The following is a 24,073-nucleotide window of genomic DNA, read 5'->3' on the forward strand; positions in this document are numbered from 1 at the left end:
CCACTCCTTATTTGATTTGAAAAAATGGATCTCGTTATGAGGTCATGACACGCAGTTGCTGTTCAAAAAACAACATCTCGCTGGTTTTGCCTGTTTTTTTATATAATCGGCATAAAATGCGGATTGCTTTAATTTTTTGCTTCCTGCTTAACTCAACATGGCGTGTGCTTAAACCGTACTGCAAGTAATGAATCGCCCCGTGCCAATCCCGGAGGAGAAGAAACAATCGAATCAGTTCGGGCAAAGCTTTTCCTTCCAGGGACGACCAGGAATGCTGCCGATAGACGTCCAATGCGAGCAGCAAAGCTGACACAGCGGCTTCCCGCTGTCCGAGCCGATCGAGACAACGGGAATACAGATGCCAAACTTGTCCATACAAAATCGGAAACAAGTCGGGCCGAAGCTGTTTGAGGATACGATGAAACAAACCGGCGCTTTCCTCATACCGCCCTTGTTGCAAAGCCTGCCAGGCTGACAACACCTGCTGCAAATAGAAGTCGCCTTCCGCTTCCTTTGGCAAGCTCTCCAGCGAAAACTGTGCTTGACCGTCGATGAGAAAGATCAGGTTTTGGATAATCTGTCGAACCGATTTGTCGTGGTTATGCGTCAACCGATATTGATGATTTCGCCCCATCCCAGAAATTTCCTCCTTCCCTTCTCATCAAAAAGCAAACGTTAAATAATGGCCTCTTGACGGAGCAGTTCCGCCCTGACGGCTTGGGCATCGGCTTGACCGGACGAGGATGTCAACGCCGCCGCCACTCCGGCAGCATGTCCGGTGGCAAAAGCTGTCCCCATGACACGGGCAGAGGCAAAGGCGATCGGATCGCAGTCGATCGTTCTGCCGGCAGCCCAGAGATTGTCCACGCCGTTCACTTTGAGCGATCGCAGCGGGATGTCATAGAAGGACTGATCCTTGATCTGATGCCATACATTCGGGGCGCCTGGTTCCGGATGCAATTCTACCGGCCATCCTCCCCGGGCAATCGCATCGGAGAAGCGCCGCGCTTCCAGGACATCCTCTCCCTTCAGGCAATATTCTCCGACAACATGCCGCGTCTCGCGAATGCCGATTTGCGGTCCTGTCTGTACCAGATAAGCGTTTTCAAAACCGGGTAAGAATCGCTTGAAAGCTTCCAGATAGGCCCATGCCTGATTGCGGGCAGAGATTTCGGCACGCGTCAAACTGGCCGCTTCCAGGCCGTTTACTTCTTCATCGCAAAGGATGGCCAGCACATCGCCGCAGCCAGGCATGCGGACAACCGTGCCCAGTTCCTTGGTCAAGCCGACGATGCCGGCTGCTTTGCCCTTCTGCACCGCCTCCTCCACTTTCAACGGATGGGCGTCTGCTTCCGCCAGCACGCCACCAATCCGGATCATCAGCGTTGCCGATTGCAAATGTCCTTGATCGTCTCCAAACACGACTCCTCCGCCGGCAAGCGAGGTGAGATTCGCTTCGCCGCTGGCATCGACAAATGCGCCCGCTTCAATGACAAACGGCCCGGCATGGTCAATGCATTGAATCGCCCGAATCCGTCCCTGCTGCACTTCGGCGGCGATTACCTGCGCGTGAAGCAGCGGTTCCACCTTCGACTCCATAATGCACCGATCCAGCGCCACTTTTGTCACTTCGGGGTCAAGCGGGACAATGACGGTACGTGTGCGTGCGGTTCGCCGCGGCCCGTTATACATCCCCATCTTGGCCAGCTGGTTCAGTACTTGCTGACCAACACCGCCGACGATTTGCTCGTACGGTTCCCCTTGGGTAAAAAAACCACAATAAGTCAATACGGAACTATGGGTCGCCGCTCCGCCAAAGTATGGATTTTTTTCGACAAGCAGCGTTCTTGCTCCTGTTTGCGCTGCACCAACCGCCGCGCCGATCCCGGCAGCACCACCTCCCACCACAACTACATCGTAACTGTATTTTCTCTCCATGTGCCCTCTCCTTGCAGTTATTGCATTTTTCTAAAATTTACTGTTATTTTGCTATTGGGTGCAATCGCTCTTTCCGATATGATTAATAACTGGAAATGATTAATCTGGAGTGTGGATAAATGGAAATTCATCAACTGGAATATGTCCTGGCCGTTGATAAATATCGACATTTTTCCAAAGCAGCAGAGGAGATTTGTCTGTCGCAGTCAACCCTTTCCCAACAAATTCGCAAACTGGAGGAAGAGCTGGGCATACAAATCTTCGAACGCAACACCAGAAATGTTCAGCCCACCCCTGCTGGCAGCGAATTTATTTTGTATGCCAAACGGATCATGAACGAAATTGAACGGGCGAAGATTGCGATGGAACAGTACAGCTCGCTGGGCCGGGGCAAAATTGTGATTGGGGCGATACCGATTCTCGGCTACTTGGGGATAAGCTCGGTCATTGCCCGTTTTCAGGAAACGTATCCGGGCATCACGCTGGAGATTCGGGAGGCGGGCAGCGATATTTTGCTGAAGTGGATTCAGGAAATGGAAATTGATGCGGCGTTGGTCACGTATCTTGCCAATCCCCAATTCGAGCAAGCGTTTGACATTTATCCGCTGCTGGAAGATGAGATTGTGCTGGTTGCGGAGCAGTCCCATCCTCTGGCCAAACGCAAGAAGATTGACTTGATCGAAGCGCAAAACGAAAAGTTCGTGTCCATCAAATCGAGCACACCGATGCGATCTTTATGCGAACAAGCTTGCATGGCTGCCGGTTTCCAGCCGAAGATCATCTTTGAAAGCACGCAGGTAGAGACGATCTGCAGCATGGTGGAAGCGGGACTGGGGGTTGCTTTATTGACGAGAAGGGTGGCCAAATTTGCCAATCATCCCAAACTGGCGATCATTCGCCTGTCGCAACCGCTGAAACGAACGACAGCGATCGTTTTTCCTCGTCAAGAGTCGCTCAGACCTTCGCTGAACGCTTTTAAAGAGTTTCTTTTGCAGCATTTTCCGCCTGCTTCAAACGAGAAGTCTTCCTGATAAACAACAGCTCCATCCGTGGCTTGTAAAACGGCCGGGATGGAGCTGTTTTTCATCACCTTGATTGGTCACCTTGCTGCATGGCTTGCGTGAGGTGGTCATCGGGAGCAGCTGCCAGATTCTCGTCAAAATGCCAGTCTTCTTCCAGCGGATTTAGGGAAGTGCCCTCTGCCGGGTACTCTGTCTGTGCATGAATCGGTTGCGCCGGATTCTCTTTCTCGCTGTGAGAATACTGGTTCATCCTCCCCCGCTCCTTTCAAAATGAGTTGGAATACGTATAGCGTGGAATAGCAGTTGGTATTTTATGCAGGATGCAGCAAGTTTTTTTGCACAAGCAGAGAAAAAAGCATGTAGCCAAGCATGCCCGCGAAAAAATAAAAGCCCAGCTGCTGTCTTTGCTTTTGCAAGATATGGGGGACGAGATGACTGGCCGCCACAAACAGAAAAACACCGGTTGTGATAGAGATCACGATTTCTGACCAGATCGCCGGCAACCACTGATCAAGCCAATAAACGCTCAATATCCCCAGCAAAGTGGTTCCGCCCAAGGTGACCGCGCCCAAAAATGCAAAACACCGATTTTTGTTCGAGGCGTACAGCAGCGTAGCCACCGTCACACCATCGGGAATTTTGTGCAGGAGCAAGGCGATGATCAAGGAATAGCCCAGATGGGCGTTCACTTGAAAGCTGGCCATCAGCGACACGCCTTCGACGAACGCATGAATCAAAAAACCGAGATAGACTCCGCTGACGCTCCGTTTGTTGGCCGGATGCGTGGCCTCCTTTCCCGCCAGTTCGATGACAAACAGCAGACTGAACCCTACGAGCACAAAGGGAATCAGCCTCGGCTCATGGGCGGCATGGGGAATCATATCGAGGATCGTGAGCGATAACAGGATGCCGCCGCCTGCGCTGACCATCGCTTCCAACGCGTAATCAGACCAAGCTCTGCGCAAAAAAATGATCATTCCGCCCAGCACACTGGCCAGAGCGGAAGCGCAAACAAGCAGAAAGAACGTGGATGGAAGTAGCTGCACCAACTTAAGCCCTCTTTCCCATCATGTTTTTGGACTGCCCTGCACCATTCTACGCCCGGTACTGCTTGTTTATGAATGCTTGGCTGGCGCGCGCTCCTTGCTCTCCCCGCCTGGGCAGCAAATACCGGTTCGCGGCACATCATTGCCGACTGTCTGTGCCGGAGGTAACCTCAAGAAGCAGCTTCGGTCTGCTTTCGAGGTGGTCAAACGTCCGAGATGCAAAAGAGCACCCTCCTTGTGGTGCTCTCTTTGCTTTTCTATTGGGAAGCAGGCGCATTGCGCGGAGTGTCCGCATTGCCGAGACATCAGGCAGCGACTGTTCTTTTCCGTGCTATGATTCCGTGGAGACATGTCCGGCGCGCGTGAACCAGCGCAACGGGTTAAGCGACCAGCGGGATGGCTGGCGCTCAAAGCGCTGCCTGCGCCGGGTCAAGCGCTGATGCATCAAATCCATCTCAAAAGTGACGCGGCGCATCTCCAGACGGATCGACTCTTGCCTTTCCTCGATATCGGCAATTTTTTGCAAAATCGTTGTCTGCATTTGATTGAGGGAAGATAGCTGGTTTAACTCCTGCTGAAACTGAAACAACGTTTCCTGGACGGTTTGTTCCACCTCATGAAAAGCCGATTGCAAATAGACCGTTTCCGGCACGTTTGCGCCGGCGTCAAATTCGGCGTCTTCTGAAGAGAGCATGTCCGCTGACAATTTCCCTTCGTCGATCATTTGCCGCTGAATTTCCCGCAGCGAGTAGTTTCCGGCGTCTTTTCGGGCTTTTACCTCCTTGAGCAGAGCAAAACCGGTTTCACTGATCAAATAATGGCCTTGCGGGTTCTTTTGCCGCTCATGCAGCGGGACAAACATGTCCAGCCAGTTTCGCAGCGTGCGCACATGAACGTTCAGCCGATCGGCCACTTCTTTTGAAGCCATCCAAACTTGCACTTCCATCCCAATCACTCCTTCGCGATTCACGGGAATATCCGGTTATCTTACGGACATTATAGCACCGATTTTTCCCGGCAAAAGAGAATCGACAAAGGTTCTGAAAACTAGTGGTTTTTCGGCTATTTTGGACAGCTCGTCCATTTTCTGTCGCTCTCCCGCATTCTGCTCGCTCGACCGACCGGTCTTGGGGTGCGCTTGGCTCGGAATAACAGCCTTTTTAAGCAGAAACGGGTTTGTTCACAAGCAAAGAGCACCCCGAGGGGTGCTCTTTGTTTTACAGAGCGTCAAACGTTTTAGGAACCGCTTGCCAGTTTGTCCTCGTTCGTAAGACGCGCTCTTTCCTCTTTGCGTTTTTCCGCTTTCTTGCCTTGCCAGTAGCCCGCAGCCAGCACAGCGGCCACGATCAGAACTTTTAACACCGTTTCCAGCCAAACCATCTCGGCAAAGAAACCGGCAATCACTTTTTCCTCAAAGATCATTTTGGCCGCGGCCCAAGCAAGTACCGCTGAACCAATATATAATATCCAAGGGAAGCGCTCCATTGCTTTCAAAATCAGCTGGCTGCCCCAAATCATGATCGGAATGCTGATGACCAGACCGAGGATGATCAATGTCAGATTTCCGCCTGCCGCACCGGCAATGGCCAAAATATTGTCAAGCCCCATCATAATGTCGGCAATGACAATGGTGCGAACAGCTTCCATCAGGCTTTCGCCGGACTGGATTTTCCCTTCGTCATCGTCATCCAACAGCAGTTTATAGCTGATATAGACAAGTACCAAACCGCCCAGCAAGTACAGGAACGGAATTTTAAACAGGTAGGATGCCAAAACAGTTGCTACTACACGCACGATGATCGCAAGAAACGTTCCCCACAATATCGCCTTTTTCCGATTCTTCTGCGAAAGTTTTCGACAAGCAATCGCGATTACCACAGCGTTATCTCCGCTCAGGACGATATTGATCATAATGATCATCAATAAAGCTGAGAAAAAGCCTGCATCAAACAACAACGACGCCCCCTCTTTGTTTTATCCACGCACAAGCCAGAAAAGCATTAATGGATTAATTCCGGAAAACAAAGGACCCCTACCCTTTCAGGCAAAGGTCCTGTCAACAACAAAATGCATGCTGTCAACAATTCTTCCATGTTACCTCTATCGTAAGCCCGTCCAGGGTTGTTGTCAACTGTGCATTCCGTTATCATGTTGTACGAGGAGGGTTGTCTCTAATGTCCAAACAGTTTGTGATAGAAGCTGTCATGCTGGCGATTTACGGTGAATTAACGCAACCCGGTCAACCCGTGGAATACTTGATTCCCGTTTCTTCCCTGTATGAACTGGAAGAACTCGTACATAATCCCGAACCGCTCATGCCTGATCCGGACGATGAACAGCACGTCCGCAAGATGATGGCCCAGCTGGTGCAATTTTTTCACGACCCTTTTAATCGAAAGCGGATGGAGAAGGCATTGGTCGCTCCATGGTCAAGGCTGTCTTTTCCGTTTCCCAACGATGTGACGATCACGGTTGTGCAAACAGAGGACACCGCTTTGTGGGGAGAATTGTTTGACCCGATTGAAACGGTGTTGCTGTTGACCGCGATCCATTTTCAAGTCCCGCTGTTAACCGATCAGATCGAATGGCAGGATCGTATCCTGGAATATGTGATACCCGTGCAATTTTACGATATTGAAGACTATGAGTTCGCTCTCGAGCAAGTTGACCCGTAACCGCCAAGTGTGAATGCGGAGCAGTTTTTCCGCCTTCCGCTTGGCTTTTTTTCATAGCGGAATTGGCTCTTTTAAAATCGAACGATAACCCGTATATTGAGGAGATAGCAAATGTAACAAAAGAGGCGACAATATGGGAAGAAAACCGATATACAACAAAGTATACAACCAGCTGCGCTACCAAATTTTAAGCGGCGAACTCCCAATTGGCTCCTTATTGCCCCCGGAACGAAAACTGGCAGAACAAATGGGAGTCAGCCGCAATACGATCGTTCGCGCTTACAGTGAACTGGAAGCGGAAGGCTTCATTTCCAGCCGCAGAGGCAGCGGGCGCTTTGTCGAGCCTTTGCCGCCTGTCTCGACCTTTTCCCGCTTCAACTGGAACGACACCTATCACAGCAGCATGCTCAACGCCTATCCCTCTCACATGGCAGATTTGCTGTCGGTGGGCATTTCCCAGCCGCAGATGGTCAATTTTGCCCACGGCCACGGCGGAAAGCATACGCTGGCCGAGTCGGGATTTGCCGAATACGTTCGTTCAACCGCCGCGCAACTAAATTCTTACTATCTTACGGCGGTGGAAGGAGATCCGGCCTTGCGGGAACAATTGGTCAGCTGGATGGGCATGGAACAAATCTCTTCCCCGGAACAGGTGCTGATCACCAGCGGTTCTCAAGAAGCGCTCTATATGTTGACGACCTTGCTGGCTCGCCCCGGCGATGCGATTATTACGGAAATGCCCACATATTTTGGCTCCCTGCAGTTATTTCAATCGCTGGGGATGAAAATCTTGCCGGTTCCCGTTGATCAGCAAGGGATGCGCATTGACGTGCTGGAAGGTCTGCTGGCGAGATACCGGGCGCGCTTTCTCTATACCGTTCCGACCTTCCACAATCCGACCGGATATACGCTGTCGCTCGAGCGCCGCCGCAGGTTGCTGGCGTTAAGCGAAAAATATCAGCTTCCGATTATCGAAGATGACGCCTACCGCCATCTCCATTTAGAGCATGAACCGCCGCCTTCGCTGAAATCGCTGGATTTGAGCGGCAACGTCATCTATGTAAACACATTCTCCAAACTGCTGTTTCCCGGGTTGCGGATCGGCTGGATTGCCGGAAGCCGACAAGTGATCCAGTTGCTGAGCAAAATAAAGGAACTGTCGATCTCTACCAATTCCCTTGGCCAACGAGCCGTAGCCGCTTTTATGAGCGACCAGGCGCTGGCCCCTCATTTGCGACATACGCGGCGGTTATACCGGGAACAGGCCGAGACGATGGGTCATTATTTGGAAAAATTGAAACGTTTGGGCTTTTCCTACGAAAAGCCGGCGGGAGGGTTTTATTATTGGATAGCGCTGCCGGAAGAAATTGACGCGCGCCAGCTGATGCTCGTTTGCCGCCGGCATGGCGTCTCGTTTACGTGCGGTGACATGTTTTTGCTGCGGGAAGCGGAACAGCGGTTTATTCGGCTTTGTTACACCCATGAACCGCAAGAGCAGATCGAACGCGGCATGTCCATTCTCGCCGACGTCCTGCAAGCAAGAAAGGAGTTTTCGCTTTGAAATCGTCAGAATCGACCATTCAGTCTTTGCGGAACGGATTTATTGATGCCTTGCCCGTGACCGCCAGTTATATTGTGTTTGCCGCCATCTTCGGCATGTTGTCCCTGCAAACCGGTCTCAGCCCTTGGCAAAGCATCGCGATGTCGATTATCGTTTACGCCGGTTCAGCCCAGTTTACAGCCCTGTCGATGCTGGCGGAGCAAGCCAGCCCTTGGGCGATCATTTTTGCCACCTTTTTGCTCAACTCGCGCCATCTCCTGATGGGACTGTCGCTGTCTCCCTACTACCAGGGCTATTCCCGCCTGCAGCTCAACAGCGTGGCCTTTCTGCTGACGGATGAATCTTATGCGATCAGTCTCAATCGGCTTCGCGAACAACCAAAAATCAATGTGAGCTATGTCGTCGGTGTCTCGCTCTCCCTGTACCTGGCCTGGATCGGCGGTACCTGGCTCGGCACCATGGCCGGGCAATGGATTCCCGATCCGGCCTCGCTTGGTCTGGGCTTCAGCTTTACCGCGATGTTTCTGGCACTGGCCTACTATCAACTGGGCTCGCTCGTCCGCATCCTCACTTTCGTCGCCTGCGGTTTGGTCGCCACCTGGCTGGCGTTGTTTTTGCCAAACGGACTGCACTTGCTCATCGCGGGCCTTCTCGCCTTTGTGGTCGGTTTCTCGCTTCCGCTGAAACAAGCCGCCCAGACATCAGAAGACGCACGACAGGAGGTGGAACCAGCATGAGTGCCAGCACGACTCTGTTGCTTTATTTGGCAATGTCGGCCGTGACCTATTTCAGTCGACGGCTGTTTTTGCGCGTACCCAGCAAATATTTTTCTCCGCGGCTGATCAACGGCCTGACCTTTATTCCCGTTGGCATTTTTGCCGGCCTGATTTTTCCGTCTTTGTTTGTCAGCGGCCAGCAACTGGTCTTTCAGCCGGTCTTTCTGATCGCCAGCGCCATCTGTCTATTGGTGATGGCGCTCAGCCGCAACGTGTTTCTCAGCTTTGGCATCGGACTGGCTTTTGTCATTGTCGCTTCGCTTGAGCTGTTTTAAGCACAGGTCTTGTTCACCGGCCTCCGCTCTTTTTGCAAAAATTTGGCGAAAAGTGGCCAGTTTTTTGTTTGCCCGTGATAGAATACGGGTATTAAGTATCTCATAGCCTTTTCATAGGAGGAACGGACAATGAGCAGCGAACTGCACAACTATCAGCTCCAGGACGGAACCGAAGACGAAAGCATTCAATGCATACTCTTTCGAATGGGAAATGAATATTACGGTCTGCCCATTAGTTCCGTGAAAGAAATCATCAAGCCGCTTCCGATTACACGGTTCCCCAAATCCCCCCCGTTTGTCGAAGGGGTGATCGATCTGCGCGGTCATATCCTGCCAATCGTCAACCTGCCGAAAATGTTTGGACTGGAACCGCTCCCGCTGAATGAAGAGAGCCGTTTTGTCGACATTCAGATGGAAGGATTAAACCTGGGCATTGTCGTCGATGCCGTGTCGGAGGTCATCCAAATCCCGCTCAAGCAAATTGAAGCGGCACCCGCGATTGTCGCCGGCGTCGAAGGAAAATATCTCAACGGGATTGCCCGTCTGGAAGACAGATTGATTTTGCTTTTGGATCTGGAACAAACGTTTGGCCAATGGCGAAAACAGGGACAATAATAAGGCAAAACGCGCAAATCGAGAGCTGTGCTTGCTTTCTCGACTGCGCGTTTTTTTACGCTTCTCGCCCGCCGCTGGCCAAATAGGCAAAGTTGACCCAAACCATCTCTTCGATGCCGAGAATCTCTTTAAACAGATCGACAGAGTCGTACAAAAGCGAGCTGCCCGTTTCTTCGTCATAGTCTGTCAACAGGTTGATGTCAAACAAGGCGCATAACTGCTGCAGCTGTTTCGGCTCAAGCATATGGGCGAAACAGTGCGGACGGAACCGGCTGATTCCCTTTAGCACTTCCCGGCGAAACTGCTCGGAACGGACCACCTTCTCTAACAGTTCTTCATAGAAATTGCGCAGTTCGTCGTCTTCAAATGTTTCCTCGTACAAATCAATGTGTGGATACCGCTGCAGAAACGCTGCTTCTGCCAGTTCAACATCGAGCGAATAACTGATCGTGGCCGCAGACACTTCTTGGCCGCCGTCGAACAACCGATAGCCCCAACCGCTGTCTTCCGCATCATGGAACCAAAGCAACGGAAGTGAATGGGCAGAGAGGTTGAGCAGGAACTGCAGCGTTTCCGTTCGTTCGATCGATTCGTCTTTCAGGAAAAACGCATTCCAATCCTCGTTTACGTGCTTGTGAAAGTAAGGCTGGCGCGATGACGGCAACTCGTGCAACACTTTCTCTTCATATTGGCGCGGATATAAAATCCCGGTAGTAAACTCATTCATCGTTTTCCCACCGCTTTCCGAAGAAATGTTGTGGTAATCTGATTACCCGTATGGTTTGAAAACGAAACATTTCTACCAGTTTATTCAGTTGTTGCTCGTTTTTTGCCGCCAACTTTTGCACCAGGTCCTGTTCAACAGGCGAACAACGCGCTTCACTTGTCTTCCCCTGAAAGAGTTGCGGAATGAAGAATGGTATGCACGGCTCCTTCCGGCCTCAGTTCCGATTGAAACAAATGGACCTGCCGTACTTCCCAGTGCGGCAGCGTCGCCTCGCCCAGCAAACGCTGGTTCCACTCAGCCAGCGGCAGTTTCTCTCCGTCCGTCCGGGGCCCCCGCGCCAAAGTGATATGCGGCTGATACGTCCTTCGATCAAACGAAACCTCTTGATGGAGCTCAAATCGTTTGCCCAGCAGCGTATGCAGCTGTTCCAGCGCGCGCAAGTAACCGCGCAGCCCGATCCACAACACACGCGGCCGCTCCGCGTGCGGAAAAGCTCCGAGGTGGCCAACCTGCAACGAAAACGGCTTGATGATGGCACTGACCAAGTCCAAATCGTGAATCAGTTCGGGCAGCAGCGTTTCGTCGACCTCTCCGAGAAAATGCAAGGTCAGGTGAAGATTATGCAGCGGCTGCCAGCGCTGGGCGCGAATCTCCTGCTTTACCTGTTGCTGGATGCCGGCGATAAAAGCGACGGCGGACTCCGGAATATCCAATGCTACAAAGAGACGCACGTTTCACTCCACCCTTCTGAACGAAATCAAAAGTGATGCCTGATGAAAAAAAGGCCCACCCATACGGGGAGCCAGCCGGTAACTATGCGGCTAATGTCTTTCCTGTTATAATGCACATCATCATTTTGGCGTATTCAAACAACATATCGCGATGCGTCTGATACAAAAAATGGACCGTTCCTTCAAAATGGTCATTCAGTCCGAGCGGCATCACATTCCAGATTAGCTCGGCCTCCTGCCCCATGTATTCTTCGATCCGCATTCTTTTGCTTTCCAGGTCCGTGCCTGGTTCCACCGTCAGGGAAAAACGGATGGTTGCCGGAAAAGCGCTGAGCGGCTCCTCTCCTGCTCCGTTTCCCAGAGGAAGCAGCCCCTTTACGACCACGAGACCTTGCTCGTGCCAAAGCATATACTCCAACTGTGCCCGCATACGCCCCTGCCCTTGCAGCGAGAGATCGGACGTATGGATATTTAGGGAGAACAGCCGGGCGAGTCGCTCCACCTCCTCGTGAAAGCTGGCCACTTCACAGGCAAATTGCTCGGGATCAGCTTGCATCATGAACATGGGATCACCTCTTTTTCATACTCCCTGTCCCTAATTCACGGCCCAGCTTGTCGTTTCCTTTGTTGAACGTTGACTAGTTTTCGCCAAAACAAAAAAACCGTTTGGCAAAAGTTGCGAATTCGCAGCAAACGGTCGAACGAGCGATTTTATTCGGTTTTGCTGTCTGTTTTTTCGTATTTTGTCTATTGCTGGCCCGATCGCCAGTTTTTGATCACAGACCAGTCGTTCACAGTTTCCAGCAGCGCCTTATCGGTAGCATCGATATGAATCGGCGTAACGGTGATGTACCCCTCTTGCAGCAAGCGGTAATCTTCGCGCTCCTGTTGACCGAGATGCTCCGGATATTCCCGCTGCAACCAATAGCCTTCTTCCTCCCGTTTATACACATCCTGATAATGATCCATTGCCAAAACAGCCGGAGCGACCCCTTGAATGTCCTGACTGGAGCGATGCGGAATGTTAATATTCCAAAATACGTCAGTCGGCAATTGCTTCCGGCTTTGTTGCTGCAAAAACTCCGCAAGCAACGGTTGAACAATCGTGACAATTTCCCCGTAATTTTCCTGGTCGTACCAATTGTCATAGGAGAGAGCAACTGCCGGAACACCCAAAATGACAGCCTCCCGTGCCGCACTGCATGTTCCCGAATAGTAAACGTCACGCCCCAGATTGCTGCCGACATTGATCCCGGAAAAAACGAGATCGGGCTTGACCCCTTCCTGGAATAAAAGATGGAATGCCGCTTTTACGCAATCGGCGGGATTGCCATTGACTGCCCAAGCTTTAACCGGGTAACCGTAAAAAGGATGCGCTTCAGGCAACACGGCGGAACGATAAGTTAACCCGTGCCCGACTCCGCTTCGCTCCTCGCTCGGGGCGACCACGTAAATGTCCAGATCGGCTTGTGTCATCAACGCTTCAACCAGTTTGCGGATTCCTTGTGCATTGATCCCGTCATCATTGGTTACCAATACTCTCGTCATCGTTTCTTCCTCCTCGCTTCGATTTTTTTATTGTACCAAAAAATGCAAACCGGTAGAACTCCGCGGAAAAACTGCTGTCCGAGCGAAAACGTAAAAAACAGAGGCGCTTTCCTTTGGGGAAAACGCCTCCGTTTGCGGAAAAACATTTTTTGTGGCCAAAGAGACGTCTCTTCCAAGGCGGCGACCCGGACGATCCACACCTGCGCGCGGCCTGTGGCGCGGCGCAGCTAGCGCTTGGCCGACAGTTGTTTGCGCAAGGATCGCACAGATTGCCGCCTTTTTTGCGAGAGCATCAACGCGTACAAACCGGAAACATGGGCAGCCGCCATGGAAGTTCCATCCAGCACCTTGTATTCATTGTTCAACCAGGTCGATTTGATGCCGACCCCCGGGGCCAGGACATCGAGACCTTTCCCGCGGGAACTGAACTCGGCGAGGCTATTTTTTCGGTCAACGGCGCCAACCGCCACCACTCCTTTGTAAGCAGCGGGATATTCCAATTTTCCGCCGTTGTTGCCTGCCGAGGCGACCAGCACAATCCCCGCCCTATGCGCCTGCTGGATGGCATGGCGCAATGCATAGTTGTCTTCTGTTGTCCCGAAACTCATGTTGACGATATCCATCTTGTTTTCAACCGCCCAGTTGAGCCCCTCCACGATATCGGCTGTCGATGCTGTTCCGTCGGGCGCAAATACGCGGACATCATACAATTCGACTGCCGGGGCAACGCCGACGATGCCCTTTTGGTTGGCGACCGCGGCGATTGTTCCCGCTACATGCGTGCCATGGCCGTCGATTTGTTTGTAGCCGCGACCGTTGTTGGCAAAAATGACGCGGCCTTTTACCTGTCCTTGCAAATCGGGGTGCGTGCGGGAAATGCCCGTATCAATGACCGCCACTTTCACCCCTTGCCCTTTGGTCGTGCTCCAATATTTCGGAGCGCCGATGCTTTCCACTCCCCAAGGGATTTCCTCGGCCATATGCAGCCGGATTCGCACGTTGTCGGACACGACGTGTTTCTGCTTGCCAAACATTTTGCACAGTGTCTCGACGTGCTCCTCCGGCACGACCAAGGTGCGAAGGGAGCCAAAAACCTTGGCCTTCTGTTTCACCGCCGCCTCTTTTTCCAGGCATGACAAACAAAAATGGTACGCTTTTCTTGTCGGTAACGTGATGAGTTTGTGCACGCACATATCCCTCCAGAGAATCTCGATTTCCCTTCATCTTATGTGCATGACAAAAGCGGAGAATAGACTGCCGCCTACTCTCCGCCAATTTTCAGGTAATCCTCTTGCCGATTACTGGACAATTCCTTGTTCGTGCAAATACTGCACGATCCGTTCGGCCGATTCTCTCACCGACAACTCGCCGCTGTCGATAACCAATTCCGGTGACAGCGGTTCCTCATATGGAGCGGAAATTCCGGTAAAGTCCGCAATTTCACCGTTCCGCGCCTTCTGATACAAACCTTTTGGATCGCGCTTCTCGCAAAGTTCCAGCGGACATTTGACATAAATTTCGATAAACTCTCCCTGATCCAACAACCCGCGGGCCAATGCCCGATCTTCGCGATAGGGAGAAATAAACGCAGTCAAGGTGATCACACCGGCATCAACGAATAATTTCGCCACTTCGGCAATCCGGCGAATATTTTCCCTGCGGTCTTCCGGGCCAAACCCCAAACCGCGGTTCAAACCGTGGCGGATATTGTCGCCGTCCAAAACGTAGGTGCGGAATCCTCTTTCATGCAGCAAACTCTCGACGGCATTGGCCAGCGTTGATTTACCCGCTCCGGAAAGCCCGGTAAACCACAGCACACAGCTTTTGTGTCCGCTTTTGTCTTGCCGGTCTTTTTTCGTGACGGTCGTCGGATGCCAGACGATGTGTGGGGCGACTGTCGCTTCCTTCGCCATCTGCACTCGCTCCTCTCTGTTATCCTGGAATTTTTTGCAGGCCGGCGATCAATACCTGCGCCACTTCGGGTCTGCTGAATTCCGGTGGCGGCGCTACTCCTTTGGACAGCATTTCGCGAACTTTCGTCCCCGAGAGAGAGACATGATCTTCAGCCGGATGCGGACAAGTTTTGCTCGAGGCCATATTCCCGCAAGCCCTGCAGAAAAAGCTGTTTTCAAAAAAGAGCGGTGTGATGCCCAGCTCCTCACTGGTGAAGTTTTGGAAGATCCGTTGGGCGTCATACGTTCCGTAGTAATTGCCTACGCCTGCGTGATCTCTTCCGACAATAAAATGGGTACAGCCAAAGTTTTTGCGCACCAGCGCGTGAAAGATCGCTTCACGCGGTCCCGCGTAGCGCATCGCTGCCGGAAAAACGGCCAGTTGCACCCGTTCTTTCGGGTAATATTGGCGAAGCAGCACCTGATAGCTTTCCATGCGCACTTCAGCCGGAATGTCATCCGCTTTGGTCTCCCCGACAAGCGGATTTAAAAACAAGCCATCGACGATTTCCAGCGCGGATTTTTGAATATATTCGTGAGCGCGGTGAACCGGATTGCGGGTCTGAAAGCCGACAACCGTTTTCCAGCCTTTTTCAGCGAACAGCCGGCGAGTTTCGGCAGGGTCAAAAGAAAAGGCGGCAAACTTTCCTTTCTCCCGCCGTCGGACAACGGTTACCGGCCCGCCCAGATAGACATTCGGACGATCGAACATCTTTTTGACACCGGGATGGGCGATATCTTCCGTGCCATAGACGCACCGGGCCTCTTTCCGTTTGTCAGGGCGATACAGATCGGTGATCTTCAGCAAGCCATAGACGACTCCCTGAAAAGTCAATCGGACCGTTTCGCCCACTTGCAGCATCCGGGCGGTCTCCTCTGTCACCGGCAAGGTGATGGGAATGCTCCACACCTGGCCGTCAGCGAGCCGCATCTGTTCGACGACGCTGTGATAATCTGCTTCATTCATAAATCCTTCAAGTGGACTGTATGCGCCATTGGCCAACAAATCCAGGTCGGAAAGAGCAAAGCCATCCAGTTCCACATCATGGATAGCCTGTGCAACATCTGCAGAAGGATCAAAACGATTGATTAATACACCACCATGTGGTTGACTCAGGCTCATATGGGCAACTCCTTTACGAGAAAATCTGCTACATCGACAGGGAATTGGAAGACGGCGGAGGCAGATGCAGTCCGCATTCGGTCTTGCCGCTTTCGGACCACCGCCCCGCCCGCAAATCCTCGCCGGCCGCAACCGCTTTGGTGCACGGCGCACAGCCGATACTGGGGTACTGTCGATCATGCAAAGGATTGTAGGGCAATTCAAACATGCGGATGTATTGCCATATTTCATCCCATTTCCAATGAATCAATGGACAGATTTTGACCGAGCGAAACCGCTCGTCACGGTTGACAAATTGTACATTGGCCCGGGTTGGCGATTGTTCCCGCCGCAAGCCCGACATCCAGGCAGTCGCGCCAGTCAAGACGCGCTCCAGCGGCCGAACTTTTCGCAATTGGCAACACATATCCGGTTGACGTTTCCATAATTCGTCCCCGTAAGCAGCCGCTTGTTCCGCAAGCGACAACTCCGGTTGGACCATGGCAATTTGCAGCGAGGGATAGCGCGAACGCACTCGTTCAATCAATTCGTACGTTTCCGGAAAATGCAGGTCTGTATCAAGGAAGAAGATGCGGGCATCTTTTTTCACCTGGCTGATCAAATCCAGCAAAACGACGCCTTCCGCGCCAAAGCTGCAGGCGTAAACCAGCTCATCGCCATACGTTTTGTACGCCCATTTGATTACATCCAACGTGTCTCCCTTGCCCAATTGTTGATTAACCGCAGCAAGACGTTCGTCTGACAAGGTATCGTATTTCCAGCTCATATGCCTCCTCCTTGATCGTTTATCGAACTCTTTTCACTTCGTACCAACCGCATCAGGACGACTGAACCTAAGGTTGCGACAAAGACGCTCAGCAAGACGATCACCATATAGACGTCCGAGCGTAGCACCAGATAAACCAAACCGTAGGAAATCACAAGGGAGGAGACGGGTGAAACGATCCAAACCATCACAATTTGCTTGATGATGCTTTTTTGCCACAGCATAAAGCCGTTTTCCGCAGTACCTACTCCCAAAATCGCGCATGTGGTGGCCTGAGTCAGCGGGACAGGAATACCGAACAAAGAAGCGGCGATCACCAGGGTGCCCCCGGTAAACGAAACTGCGCTTCCTTGCAACAAGGAAAGTGACGTGATCTTTTTTCCGTTCGTCTCCAAAACACGTCCGCCAAGCAGCAAACATCCGGCGGCGACGGCCAAACCTCCCAGGGAAATTCCGGTTGTCTCACTCATAATTCCGGCGCCAACTAGCGGCCCGACCGCATTGGCAACATTGTTCATCCCAGCGGAGTATGCTTCATACACCCCGCAGACGACCAGCAGCCGGCGCAGCCATTTTTCCCCCGGAGAGCCCGCCTGTTGCAGAGCGGGCCTAGCTCGCTCTACCCGACAGATCAGCTTTCCCAGGATATAGCCCCCGATAAATGCGATCAGGGGAACCGCAATCCAAAACGAAAGGATGACAAGCAGTTGCTTGACATAAACTTCGTGAAAAGCCAATCCGACGCCAACGATGGCACCCACCGTCACCTCGCTGGTGGATAAGGGAATTCCCAACAGATTGGCAAAAAACAGCGTGAACGTGGATGCTGCCAGCACAATGACGACCGTTTCCACAACCATCAGCGAAGACGGAATGATCCCCCCGCCGATGGTTTTGACCACCTCACCTCCACCGATGATGGCCCCCAACAGAGCTCCTACCGCGACCAGTACCATGGCTGCCCGCTTGCTGCGAACAGCACCGCTCCCGTATGCTGCCCCCATGGAGGCAGCCGTTCCGCTCGCCCCGATGTTCATGGCGAAAAACAATGCAATCGTGATCGCGACATAGCTCCAAAACAAGGGTATGACGACCTCCTACCATGCAAATTAAAAACAGTGCTTGTCGTACAGGGGGATAAGCGTTATTCAGGATCGATCGTATTTCAAACCTTCAACTGCTCCGCATTTTGCTTCGACCATCCCATCGTACTGGTGCGCCGATTGGCGCGAGACAAGGATCTCACTCCAACACTCCTACAGTTACGGTATGCCGAGTTAACCCCTTTAGGTGAATGTCTAAGGTAAGAATGTCGAAATCGTTTTTTTGATTATGTTAAAAATGGGCGGTTTCGATCACATAGCCTACGCCGTGCCGCCCCAGCGGTTTCTTCTCCACCAGGCTGAGTTCCTTGATTTGCGGCGGTTTGACCGTATGGCGAAGGATATTGTTTTCCGCTGTCTGAAACGCTTTTTCGTCCGACGTCGCCAAAACGACCACCGTCAACAGGCGCTCTTCCTCCAAGACCGCTTCCAATTTGTACAAGTAAGTTTCCGGCTGTTGTTCTGCCATCGTTTGCTTCGCTCCTCGCCTTTTAAGCCGTTTGTAATATCTCGTTCACCTGCTGCTGAATGTGCTCGACGCCAACCCGTTCGACATAGCGCCAATACGGTTCGTCCGCCCGTTTTTCCGCCTTGTAGAGCGTGATCAATTGGGCGAGAAACGGTCCGAGCCGGTCAGACGTGACCCGGGCGCTCAGCTTTTGATTAAAGCGGGGATCTTCCAAAGTCCCGCCGACATACACATCAAACGCTTCCACCATGCCGGATGCGGTTTTCACCAAAGCTCCCTGCAGACCGATATCGGCAATTTGCCGCTGACCGCAGGAATTGGGGCAACCGACCATATGGATGCGCAGCGGCGTATCAAGCTGAACGGTCTGATCGAGATACTCGGCAAGGGAACGCATCCGTTCTTTTGTTTCCACGATCGCCAGGTTGCAATACTCGATGCCGGTGCAAGATACCGCATAGCCGACAAAAGTGTTCGGCTTCAGTTTGAAGCGGGAGACGACAATCGGCTCGCTGCGGAAAGCATCGACCTTTTCCGCGGGAATGTTGCGGATCAGCACATTTTGGGTGTTGCAGGTTCCGATCGTGCCATCGCCGTATTCGTCGGCCAGGCGCGCCAATTCGCTTAATTCGTCGGCATTCATCCGTCCAACGGGCACAGACAAGCCGGCATAAAAATAACCCGCTTGCCGCTGCTCATGCAGTCCGTAGAAATAACCGGCATTCCAGCCTTGCAGCAGATCTTCGCCGCGTTCCGGCAGTGCTCCGGTCAAATTCAGCAATTCTTCCTTGAATTTTTCCGCTCCCCAGTCCGCTACCAAAAACTTCAGGCGGGCGTGGGTCCGCTTTTGCCGATAGCCAAAGTCGCGGAATAAGGTTGTCACTCCTGCCGCTACCTCGACAACCTGTTCGGGCCGGACAAACACATCGAGTTGTTGAGCCAGATACGGCTTTGCCGACAATCCGCCCCCCACCCAGACATGAAAACCAAGCACTTCTTCGTTACCGATCATCTTCTTGGCCGGAGTAAAGGCCAAATCATTGATTTGCGCGTGTGCCGCGTTATAAATATTGGCCGACACGGAAATTTTGTATTTGCGCGGCAGATTGGAAAATTCGCGATTAAGCAAAAAAAAGTTTTCCAATTGCCGAATAATCGGTCGAGTATCCAAAATCTCATGGGGATCAATTCCGGCCAGCGGATTTCCCACGATCGTCCGCGGGCAGTCCCCGCACGCTTCAAAAGAAGAGAGACCGACCGAAGAAAGGCGATTAAAAATATCGGCCAACGATTCAACGGTAAGCCAGTGAAACTGCACAGCCTGACGTGTTGTCACATCGACCAGATCGCGGCCATAATCTGCGGCGATTCCAGCCAGCACCCGCGCTTGTTCACTGGTCAAAATTCCCCCCGGGATGCGAACGCGCATCATAAAGTGGCCGTCTTTCGGGCGCTGCTGATATACCCCGGCCCATTTGAACCGGTCCATATCCGCCTCATCGATAGATTGGTATCCTTCTTTGGAATAGCGATTGACGATCGTTTCAATCACATCCAGGCCATCTTTCTCCAGCTTGGTCAATTCCATTTTGTTCAATGAAGGATCATCGGCCCATTTCCACTTTTTTTGTTCAGCCATGAATCATCCACTCCTTTTCCGCATAAAGCTCATTTGCATAACAAAACCGTTGATGCTTGTTTCCGCTTAAACCAATATGTTTAGTTGGAATTATAAATCGATCGCCTATTTTCTGTCAATTATTTTTCTTTTCATAAAAAACAGGCTGCCACTCGGGCAACCTGTTTGCGTCACTGCTGTCGCTTATTCGCAATCTGCTAAAATTTCTTCCCAACGAGCCTTCCATTTCAATCCTTCGTATACCCACTCTTCCACTTGGCGCTGCTTCTCTTCAGAGATGCCGAGCAGCTGCGATATTTTGCGGATTTCCTGTTCTTCCGCTTTGTTAAGCTTGCGGTCGATAATTGCCATATTGTAAAGCTTGCGCAACAGCGTCAACTTTTCGGTCAACGTCAGCGTGATCGCCTCGGCCAGGATCGATTCCGGGCTTTTCGGCTCATCGATATCATTCATCAAAATCTGCCGATCGCGCAAGGAAAACGGTTCGTTTCCCACCACTTGATAGATTCTGGAGATCTCTTTTTCTCCGACATATCCATCTGCATGGCCGACACAGATCATCAGACGGATGGATAAAAACAGCAATTGTTGTTCTTTTTCTTTCTCTTGTTTCGATTGCAACCGCTCTTCCTCCTTTGGCTTCCTTTCCCGATCGACGAGACAAAAAGAAAGCGGTTTCATTTTTTAACCCAGCTGGAACCGCCATTTTTGTCAAACATCCTGTCTTTTTCTTTCGCTGTCATTTTAGCGGGCTGTTCGGCGGATAGATTGGCAATCACGCCGATTCCCCCTCATTGTAACAGCATTTTGCCGAAAGTCGAAGTTAATTTTTAATGAAGTAACAACATTGCCATTTTTACGTTTCAACGTCAAAAGGTTAGTTGGTTGGCTCGCCCGGCTGCGTCTGGGGCACTTTTTTGACCAGGACACGCGTAATTCGGAAATGATCCACTTCCCCGACGACAAATTCATAGTCCCCCATGACCACCGTATCGCCCACTTTTGGCGGATGGTCAATCTGCATATAAATCCAGCCAGCCAGCGTATCCACTTCACTGTCATCCAGCGAGAGGTTTAAATAGTCGTTTACTTCTTCCAGCAACAATCGCCCGTCCAGCGACAAAAAGTTATCCTTCTTCTCGATTTCCGGACGTTCATTATCAAACTCGTCCTGTATATCGCCAACGATCTCCTCCATAATATCTTCAACCGTAACCAGTCCGGCCGTTCCGCCGTACTCGTCGATCAGAATTGCGATCTGACTGCGCTGTTTTTGCAGCATGGTCAGCAGGCGGCTGATCGAAATCGTTTCCGGAACGGTCAGGATGGGCCGCATAATTTCTTGCAACGAGCGCTCGCCGTGTTGCAGAAGGTTCGTCAGCAAATCCTTGATGTGCAAACTTCCCACAATATGATCCTTGTCACCGTCAACAACCGGATAACGGGTAAACCGTCCATGTTCAACCAGTCTCACATTGTCCTCAAACGTATCACGCAGGTTTAACACCACCATATCCGTTCGCGGGACCATAATTTCGCGGGCCATCGTTTCCGAAAAGTCGAAAATATTGTCGACCAGCATCAGTTCGGTTTGGTCGATCAGGCCGCTTTTGTGACTTTCGTTGACCAGAATGCGAATTTCTTCTTCTGTATGAGCTTCCTGATGGGGCTCCATACTGATCCCAAACAAGCGCAAAACGGTGGAAGCCGACCAGTTGAGCATGATGATAAACGGATACATCAATTTGTAAAACAATTGAATTGGCTTGGCGACCAACAAGGATATGGACTCCGTCTTCTGGATCGCCAATGATTTGGGCGCCAATTCTCCCAATACGATATGTAAAAAGGAAATCAATAAAAATCCGACAATCACCGAAATGGTTTCAGTAGCGGTTTCCCCTACGCCGGCATATGCCAGTAATGGGTGAATCAACCGGGAGACGGCCGGTTCCCCCAACCAGCCCAACGCCAGGGACGCAAGGGTAATGCCCAATTGCGTGGCAGAGAGATAGGCATCCAGGTTGTTCAACAACACTTCCACATTGCGCGCGCCTTTGTTGCCTTCCGCGACCAGCTGGGCAATGCGCGACTCCCTCATTCTGACGACGGCAAACTCCGTTGCGACAAAAAATCCATTAAGAAAGACAAGAATCCAGACGATCAGCAAATGAAACGCGGCACTCCACATGTCCATCGTGTTTCATTCGAGCCTCCTTTCGTCAACTTCGGTTAGTTTACCCTAACTGCCCAAGAAATATGGTTGGTAGTTCACCTTCGCCTAAACCTTGCCGTTATTTGTCAAACGCCTATGATTTTTTTCCTTCCCTTTCGACTTATGGTAGGATGAAACTACTATAATCGGTTAAGAGGTGACATTGGTTCATGTCTTTCCAACCCGAGAAGCCCCTGATTGTGCAAAGTGACCGCAGCATTTTGCTGGAAGTGGAAAATCCGTTCTTTTCCGAGGCAAGACAAGCACTGAACCTTTTTGGTGAATTGGTGAAAAGTCCCGAGTATATTCATACATACCGGATCACCCCGCTTTCCTTGTGGAACGCAGCGGCCAGCGGTCTGTCCGCCCAACAGGTGATTGATACCCTTCAGGCGTACAGCAAATACGGCGTTCCGCCTACGCTGGTCAAAGAGATTGACGAGTGGATGGGCAGGTACGGCCTGCTTCGCCTGGAACAGGCAGAAAACCAATTGCTTTTGCTTTGTGATGATCCGCTGACACTGGAGGAAATCATTGGCTTTCGCCAAATTCAGCCGCATCTGGACAAGCGGATCACGCCAACGAGCGTGCTGATCAAACCTGACAGCCGCGGTTTGATCAAACAGGAATTGATCAAGCTCGGATTTCCCGTGGACGATCGAGCAGGGTACCTGCAAGGCGAGCATCTTGCCATTTCATTAAAATCTCGAACTGCTAAAGGAGCTTCCTTTGCTTTGCGCGAATATCAAATACAGGCGATCGACAGTTTTCACGCCGGAGGGGCGTCCAGCGGCGGAAGCGGTGTGCTGGTGCTGCCGTGCGGTGCCGGCAAAACGGTCATCGGCATCGGAGCGATTGCCAGACTGCAGACCGCTACGCTGATCCTGACCACCAATGCCACTTCGGTCAAACAGTGGATCAGCGAACTGCTGGACAAAACCGACATCGCTCCCGAATTGATCGGCGAGTACAGCGGGCAGAAAAAAGAGGTAAAACCGATCACGGTCGCTACCTACCAAATTTTGACGCATCGGCGAAAGACAACGGATGAGTATGTGCATATGCCGCTCTTTTCCAAACGCGACTGGGGGCTGATCATTTATGACGAAGTTCACCTGCTCCCTGCTCCGGTTTTTCGCATGACCGCAGGCATACAGGCGAGAAGACGGCTGGGGCTGACCGCTACGCTTGTCCGGGAAGACGGCTGCGAGGAAGAAGTTTTCTCCTTGATCGGCCCCAAACGTTTTGACTTGCCGTGGAAAGTTCTCGAACGGAATGGCTGGATCGCGCAGGCGCACTGTCAGGAAATCCGCCTGCCGTTTGAACCGCGGCTGCGGCAACAATACAGCGGCGCCACTTCCCAGCAGAAATACCGGATTGCCGCGGAAAACCCGCGAAAGTTGGATGTCATCAAACGCTTGCTCAACCGTCATCAAGACGGCCGAATTTTGATCATCGGGCAGTATGTCGAGCAATTGACGCAAATTGCGGCTGAATTGGGCGTCCCCTGCATCACCGGTCGTATGGCGGAACGCGACCGCGAGCGGCTCTTTCAGCAATTCAAAAACGGTGAAATCCATTGCCTGGTCGTCTCCAAAGTAGCCAATTTCGCCGTCGATCTGCCCGATGCCAATGTCGCCATTCAAATTTCCGGGACGTTTGGCTCGCGACAGGAGGAAGCGCAACGGCTTGGCCGGATTTTGCGGCCCAAATCGCAAGAAAATGAAGCCTATTTTTATACGCTGATTACCCGGGATACAAGCGAACAGGAATATGCCCGTCAGCGGCAAATTTTTCTTGTCGAGCAAGGATATCGTTATGAAATCATTGATCTTGAACAGCTGTCATGAAACATTAGAAACAATATATCGTCTTACAAAGGGAAGGGAGGC

The 24,073-nt window shown here is 51.8% G+C and carries 26 protein-coding genes; 7 read left to right on the top strand and 19 right to left on the bottom strand.

Going from position 1 to position 24,073, the window contains the following annotated elements; genetic code table 11:
- Positions 1-34: 34 nt before the first annotated feature.
- Positions 35-634 carry a hypothetical protein gene (locus JOD01_RS12570; RefSeq protein ID WP_204518681.1) on the bottom strand — a complete coding sequence of 200 codons (600 nt, stop codon included), beginning with the start codon at positions 632-634 and terminating at the stop codon, positions 35-37.
- Between the two features lie 41 nt (positions 635-675).
- Positions 676-1,938: an FAD-dependent oxidoreductase gene (locus JOD01_RS12575; RefSeq protein ID WP_204518682.1), complete on the bottom strand. Its 1,263-nt coding sequence runs from the start codon at positions 1,936-1,938 to the stop codon at positions 676-678.
- A 119-nt stretch (positions 1,939-2,057) separates the two neighbouring features.
- On the opposite strand from JOD01_RS12575, the gene JOD01_RS12580 reads away from it, so the two are divergent.
- Positions 2,058-2,969 carry a LysR family transcriptional regulator gene (locus JOD01_RS12580; protein WP_204518683.1) on the top strand — a complete coding sequence of 304 codons (912 nt, stop codon included), beginning with the start codon at positions 2,058-2,060 and terminating at the stop codon, positions 2,967-2,969.
- Between the two features lie 55 nt (positions 2,970-3,024).
- Here JOD01_RS12580 and JOD01_RS12585 read toward each other — a convergent pair whose 3' ends face one another.
- From JOD01_RS12585 to JOD01_RS12600, 4 genes are all read right to left on the bottom strand, one after another.
- Positions 3,025-3,210 (bottom strand): hypothetical protein, encoded by a 186-nt coding sequence (locus tag JOD01_RS12585; protein WP_204518684.1) that lies wholly within the window; start codon positions 3,208-3,210, stop codon positions 3,025-3,027.
- A gap of 61 nt (positions 3,211-3,271) precedes the next feature.
- Positions 3,272-4,006 (bottom strand): ZIP family metal transporter, encoded by a 735-nt coding sequence (locus JOD01_RS12590; RefSeq protein WP_338028557.1) that lies wholly within the window; start codon positions 4,004-4,006, stop codon positions 3,272-3,274.
- 331 nt (positions 4,007-4,337) lie between these two features.
- Complete coding sequence (locus JOD01_RS12595) at positions 4,338-4,952, bottom strand: MerR family transcriptional regulator (protein ID WP_204518686.1); 615 nt, start codon at positions 4,950-4,952, stop codon at positions 4,338-4,340.
- 290 nt (positions 4,953-5,242) lie between these two features.
- A complete protein-coding gene (locus JOD01_RS12600; protein WP_239565428.1) occupies positions 5,243-5,959 on the bottom strand; it encodes a TerC family protein in 717 nt (238 codons plus the stop codon).
- Between the two features lie 221 nt (positions 5,960-6,180).
- On the opposite strand from JOD01_RS12600, the gene JOD01_RS12605 reads away from it, so the two are divergent.
- From JOD01_RS12605 to JOD01_RS12625, 5 genes are all read left to right on the top strand, one after another.
- Positions 6,181-6,681 (top strand): ADP-heptose synthase, encoded by a 501-nt coding sequence (locus JOD01_RS12605; protein ID WP_204518687.1) that lies wholly within the window; start codon positions 6,181-6,183, stop codon positions 6,679-6,681.
- A 133-nt stretch (positions 6,682-6,814) separates the two neighbouring features.
- On the top strand, positions 6,815-8,242 hold the full coding sequence (pdxR, locus tag JOD01_RS12610) for a MocR-like pyridoxine biosynthesis transcription factor PdxR (RefSeq protein WP_204518688.1): 1,428 nt from the start codon (positions 6,815-6,817) through the stop codon (positions 8,240-8,242).
- Positions 8,239-8,979, top strand: coding sequence for an AzlC family ABC transporter permease (locus tag JOD01_RS12615; protein ID WP_204518689.1), 741 nt, complete (start codon positions 8,239-8,241; stop codon positions 8,977-8,979). The genes pdxR and JOD01_RS12615 overlap by 4 nt, the downstream gene beginning before the upstream one ends.
- A complete protein-coding gene (locus JOD01_RS12620) occupies positions 8,976-9,293 on the top strand; it encodes an AzlD domain-containing protein (protein WP_204518690.1) in 318 nt (105 codons plus the stop codon). Before JOD01_RS12615 ends, JOD01_RS12620 begins: the two co-directional genes overlap by 4 nt.
- Before the next feature lie 129 nt (positions 9,294-9,422).
- Positions 9,423-9,908 (top strand): chemotaxis protein CheW, encoded by a 486-nt coding sequence (locus JOD01_RS12625; protein ID WP_204518691.1) that lies wholly within the window; start codon positions 9,423-9,425, stop codon positions 9,906-9,908.
- 55 nt (positions 9,909-9,963) lie between these two features.
- Here the strand turns inward: JOD01_RS12625 and JOD01_RS12630 are convergent, their stop codons facing one another.
- The 13 genes from JOD01_RS12630 to JOD01_RS12690 all read right to left on the bottom strand — a co-directional run bounded on the left by JOD01_RS12630 (position 9,964) and on the right by JOD01_RS12690 (position 22,163).
- Entirely contained in the window at positions 9,964-10,635 is a 672-nt protein-coding gene (locus JOD01_RS12630) for a hypothetical protein (protein ID WP_204518692.1), read from the bottom strand.
- 152 nt (positions 10,636-10,787) lie between these two features.
- On the bottom strand, positions 10,788-11,366 hold the full coding sequence (gene thpR, locus JOD01_RS12635; RefSeq protein ID WP_204518693.1) for an RNA 2',3'-cyclic phosphodiesterase: 579 nt from the start codon (positions 11,364-11,366) through the stop codon (positions 10,788-10,790).
- A gap of 82 nt (positions 11,367-11,448) precedes the next feature.
- Positions 11,449-11,931, bottom strand: a complete 483-nt coding sequence (locus tag JOD01_RS12640; RefSeq protein ID WP_204518694.1) for a hypothetical protein — start codon at positions 11,929-11,931, stop codon at positions 11,449-11,451.
- A gap of 182 nt (positions 11,932-12,113) precedes the next feature.
- On the bottom strand, positions 12,114-12,914 hold the full coding sequence (surE, locus tag JOD01_RS12645; RefSeq protein WP_204518695.1) for a 5'/3'-nucleotidase SurE: 801 nt from the start codon (positions 12,912-12,914) through the stop codon (positions 12,114-12,116).
- 227 nt (positions 12,915-13,141) lie between these two features.
- Complete coding sequence (locus tag JOD01_RS12650; protein ID WP_338028555.1) at positions 13,142-14,101, bottom strand: S8 family peptidase; 960 nt, start codon at positions 14,099-14,101, stop codon at positions 13,142-13,144.
- A gap of 111 nt (positions 14,102-14,212) precedes the next feature.
- Positions 14,213-14,827, bottom strand: a complete 615-nt coding sequence (gene cysC / locus JOD01_RS12655; protein WP_204518697.1) for an adenylyl-sulfate kinase — start codon at positions 14,825-14,827, stop codon at positions 14,213-14,215.
- A 19-nt stretch (positions 14,828-14,846) separates the two neighbouring features.
- Positions 14,847-15,989: a sulfate adenylyltransferase gene (gene sat / locus JOD01_RS12660; RefSeq protein WP_204518698.1), complete on the bottom strand. Its 1,143-nt coding sequence runs from the start codon at positions 15,987-15,989 to the stop codon at positions 14,847-14,849.
- Positions 15,990-16,017: 28 nt separating this feature from the next.
- Complete coding sequence (locus tag JOD01_RS12665) at positions 16,018-16,755, bottom strand: phosphoadenylyl-sulfate reductase (RefSeq protein ID WP_204518699.1); 738 nt, start codon at positions 16,753-16,755, stop codon at positions 16,018-16,020.
- Positions 16,752-17,837 carry an inorganic phosphate transporter gene (locus JOD01_RS12670; protein ID WP_275581955.1) on the bottom strand — a complete coding sequence of 362 codons (1,086 nt, stop codon included), beginning with the start codon at positions 17,835-17,837 and terminating at the stop codon, positions 16,752-16,754. The genes JOD01_RS12665 and JOD01_RS12670 overlap by 4 nt, the downstream gene beginning before the upstream one ends.
- A gap of 253 nt (positions 17,838-18,090) precedes the next feature.
- Complete coding sequence (locus JOD01_RS12675; RefSeq protein WP_204518700.1) at positions 18,091-18,327, bottom strand: DUF3906 family protein; 237 nt, start codon at positions 18,325-18,327, stop codon at positions 18,091-18,093.
- 22 nt (positions 18,328-18,349) lie between these two features.
- A complete protein-coding gene (locus JOD01_RS12680) occupies positions 18,350-19,966 on the bottom strand; it encodes a nitrite/sulfite reductase (RefSeq protein ID WP_204518701.1) in 1,617 nt (538 codons plus the stop codon).
- Between the two features lie 183 nt (positions 19,967-20,149).
- Positions 20,150-20,587, bottom strand: coding sequence for a tellurite resistance TerB family protein (locus tag JOD01_RS12685; protein WP_239565429.1), 438 nt, complete (start codon positions 20,585-20,587; stop codon positions 20,150-20,152).
- 256 nt (positions 20,588-20,843) lie between these two features.
- Positions 20,844-22,163, bottom strand: coding sequence for a hemolysin family protein (locus tag JOD01_RS12690; RefSeq protein ID WP_204518703.1), 1,320 nt, complete (start codon positions 22,161-22,163; stop codon positions 20,844-20,846).
- Between the two features lie 188 nt (positions 22,164-22,351).
- On the opposite strand from JOD01_RS12690, the gene JOD01_RS12695 reads away from it, so the two are divergent.
- On the top strand, positions 22,352-24,031 hold the full coding sequence (locus tag JOD01_RS12695; RefSeq protein ID WP_204518704.1) for a DNA repair helicase XPB: 1,680 nt from the start codon (positions 22,352-22,354) through the stop codon (positions 24,029-24,031).
- The last annotated feature ends 42 nt before the right edge of the window (positions 24,032-24,073 follow it).

The organism is Brevibacillus fulvus, assembly GCF_016908525.1.
In the GTDB taxonomy this organism is placed as follows: domain Bacteria; phylum Bacillota; class Bacilli; order Brevibacillales; family Brevibacillaceae; genus Brevibacillus_G; species Brevibacillus_G fulvus.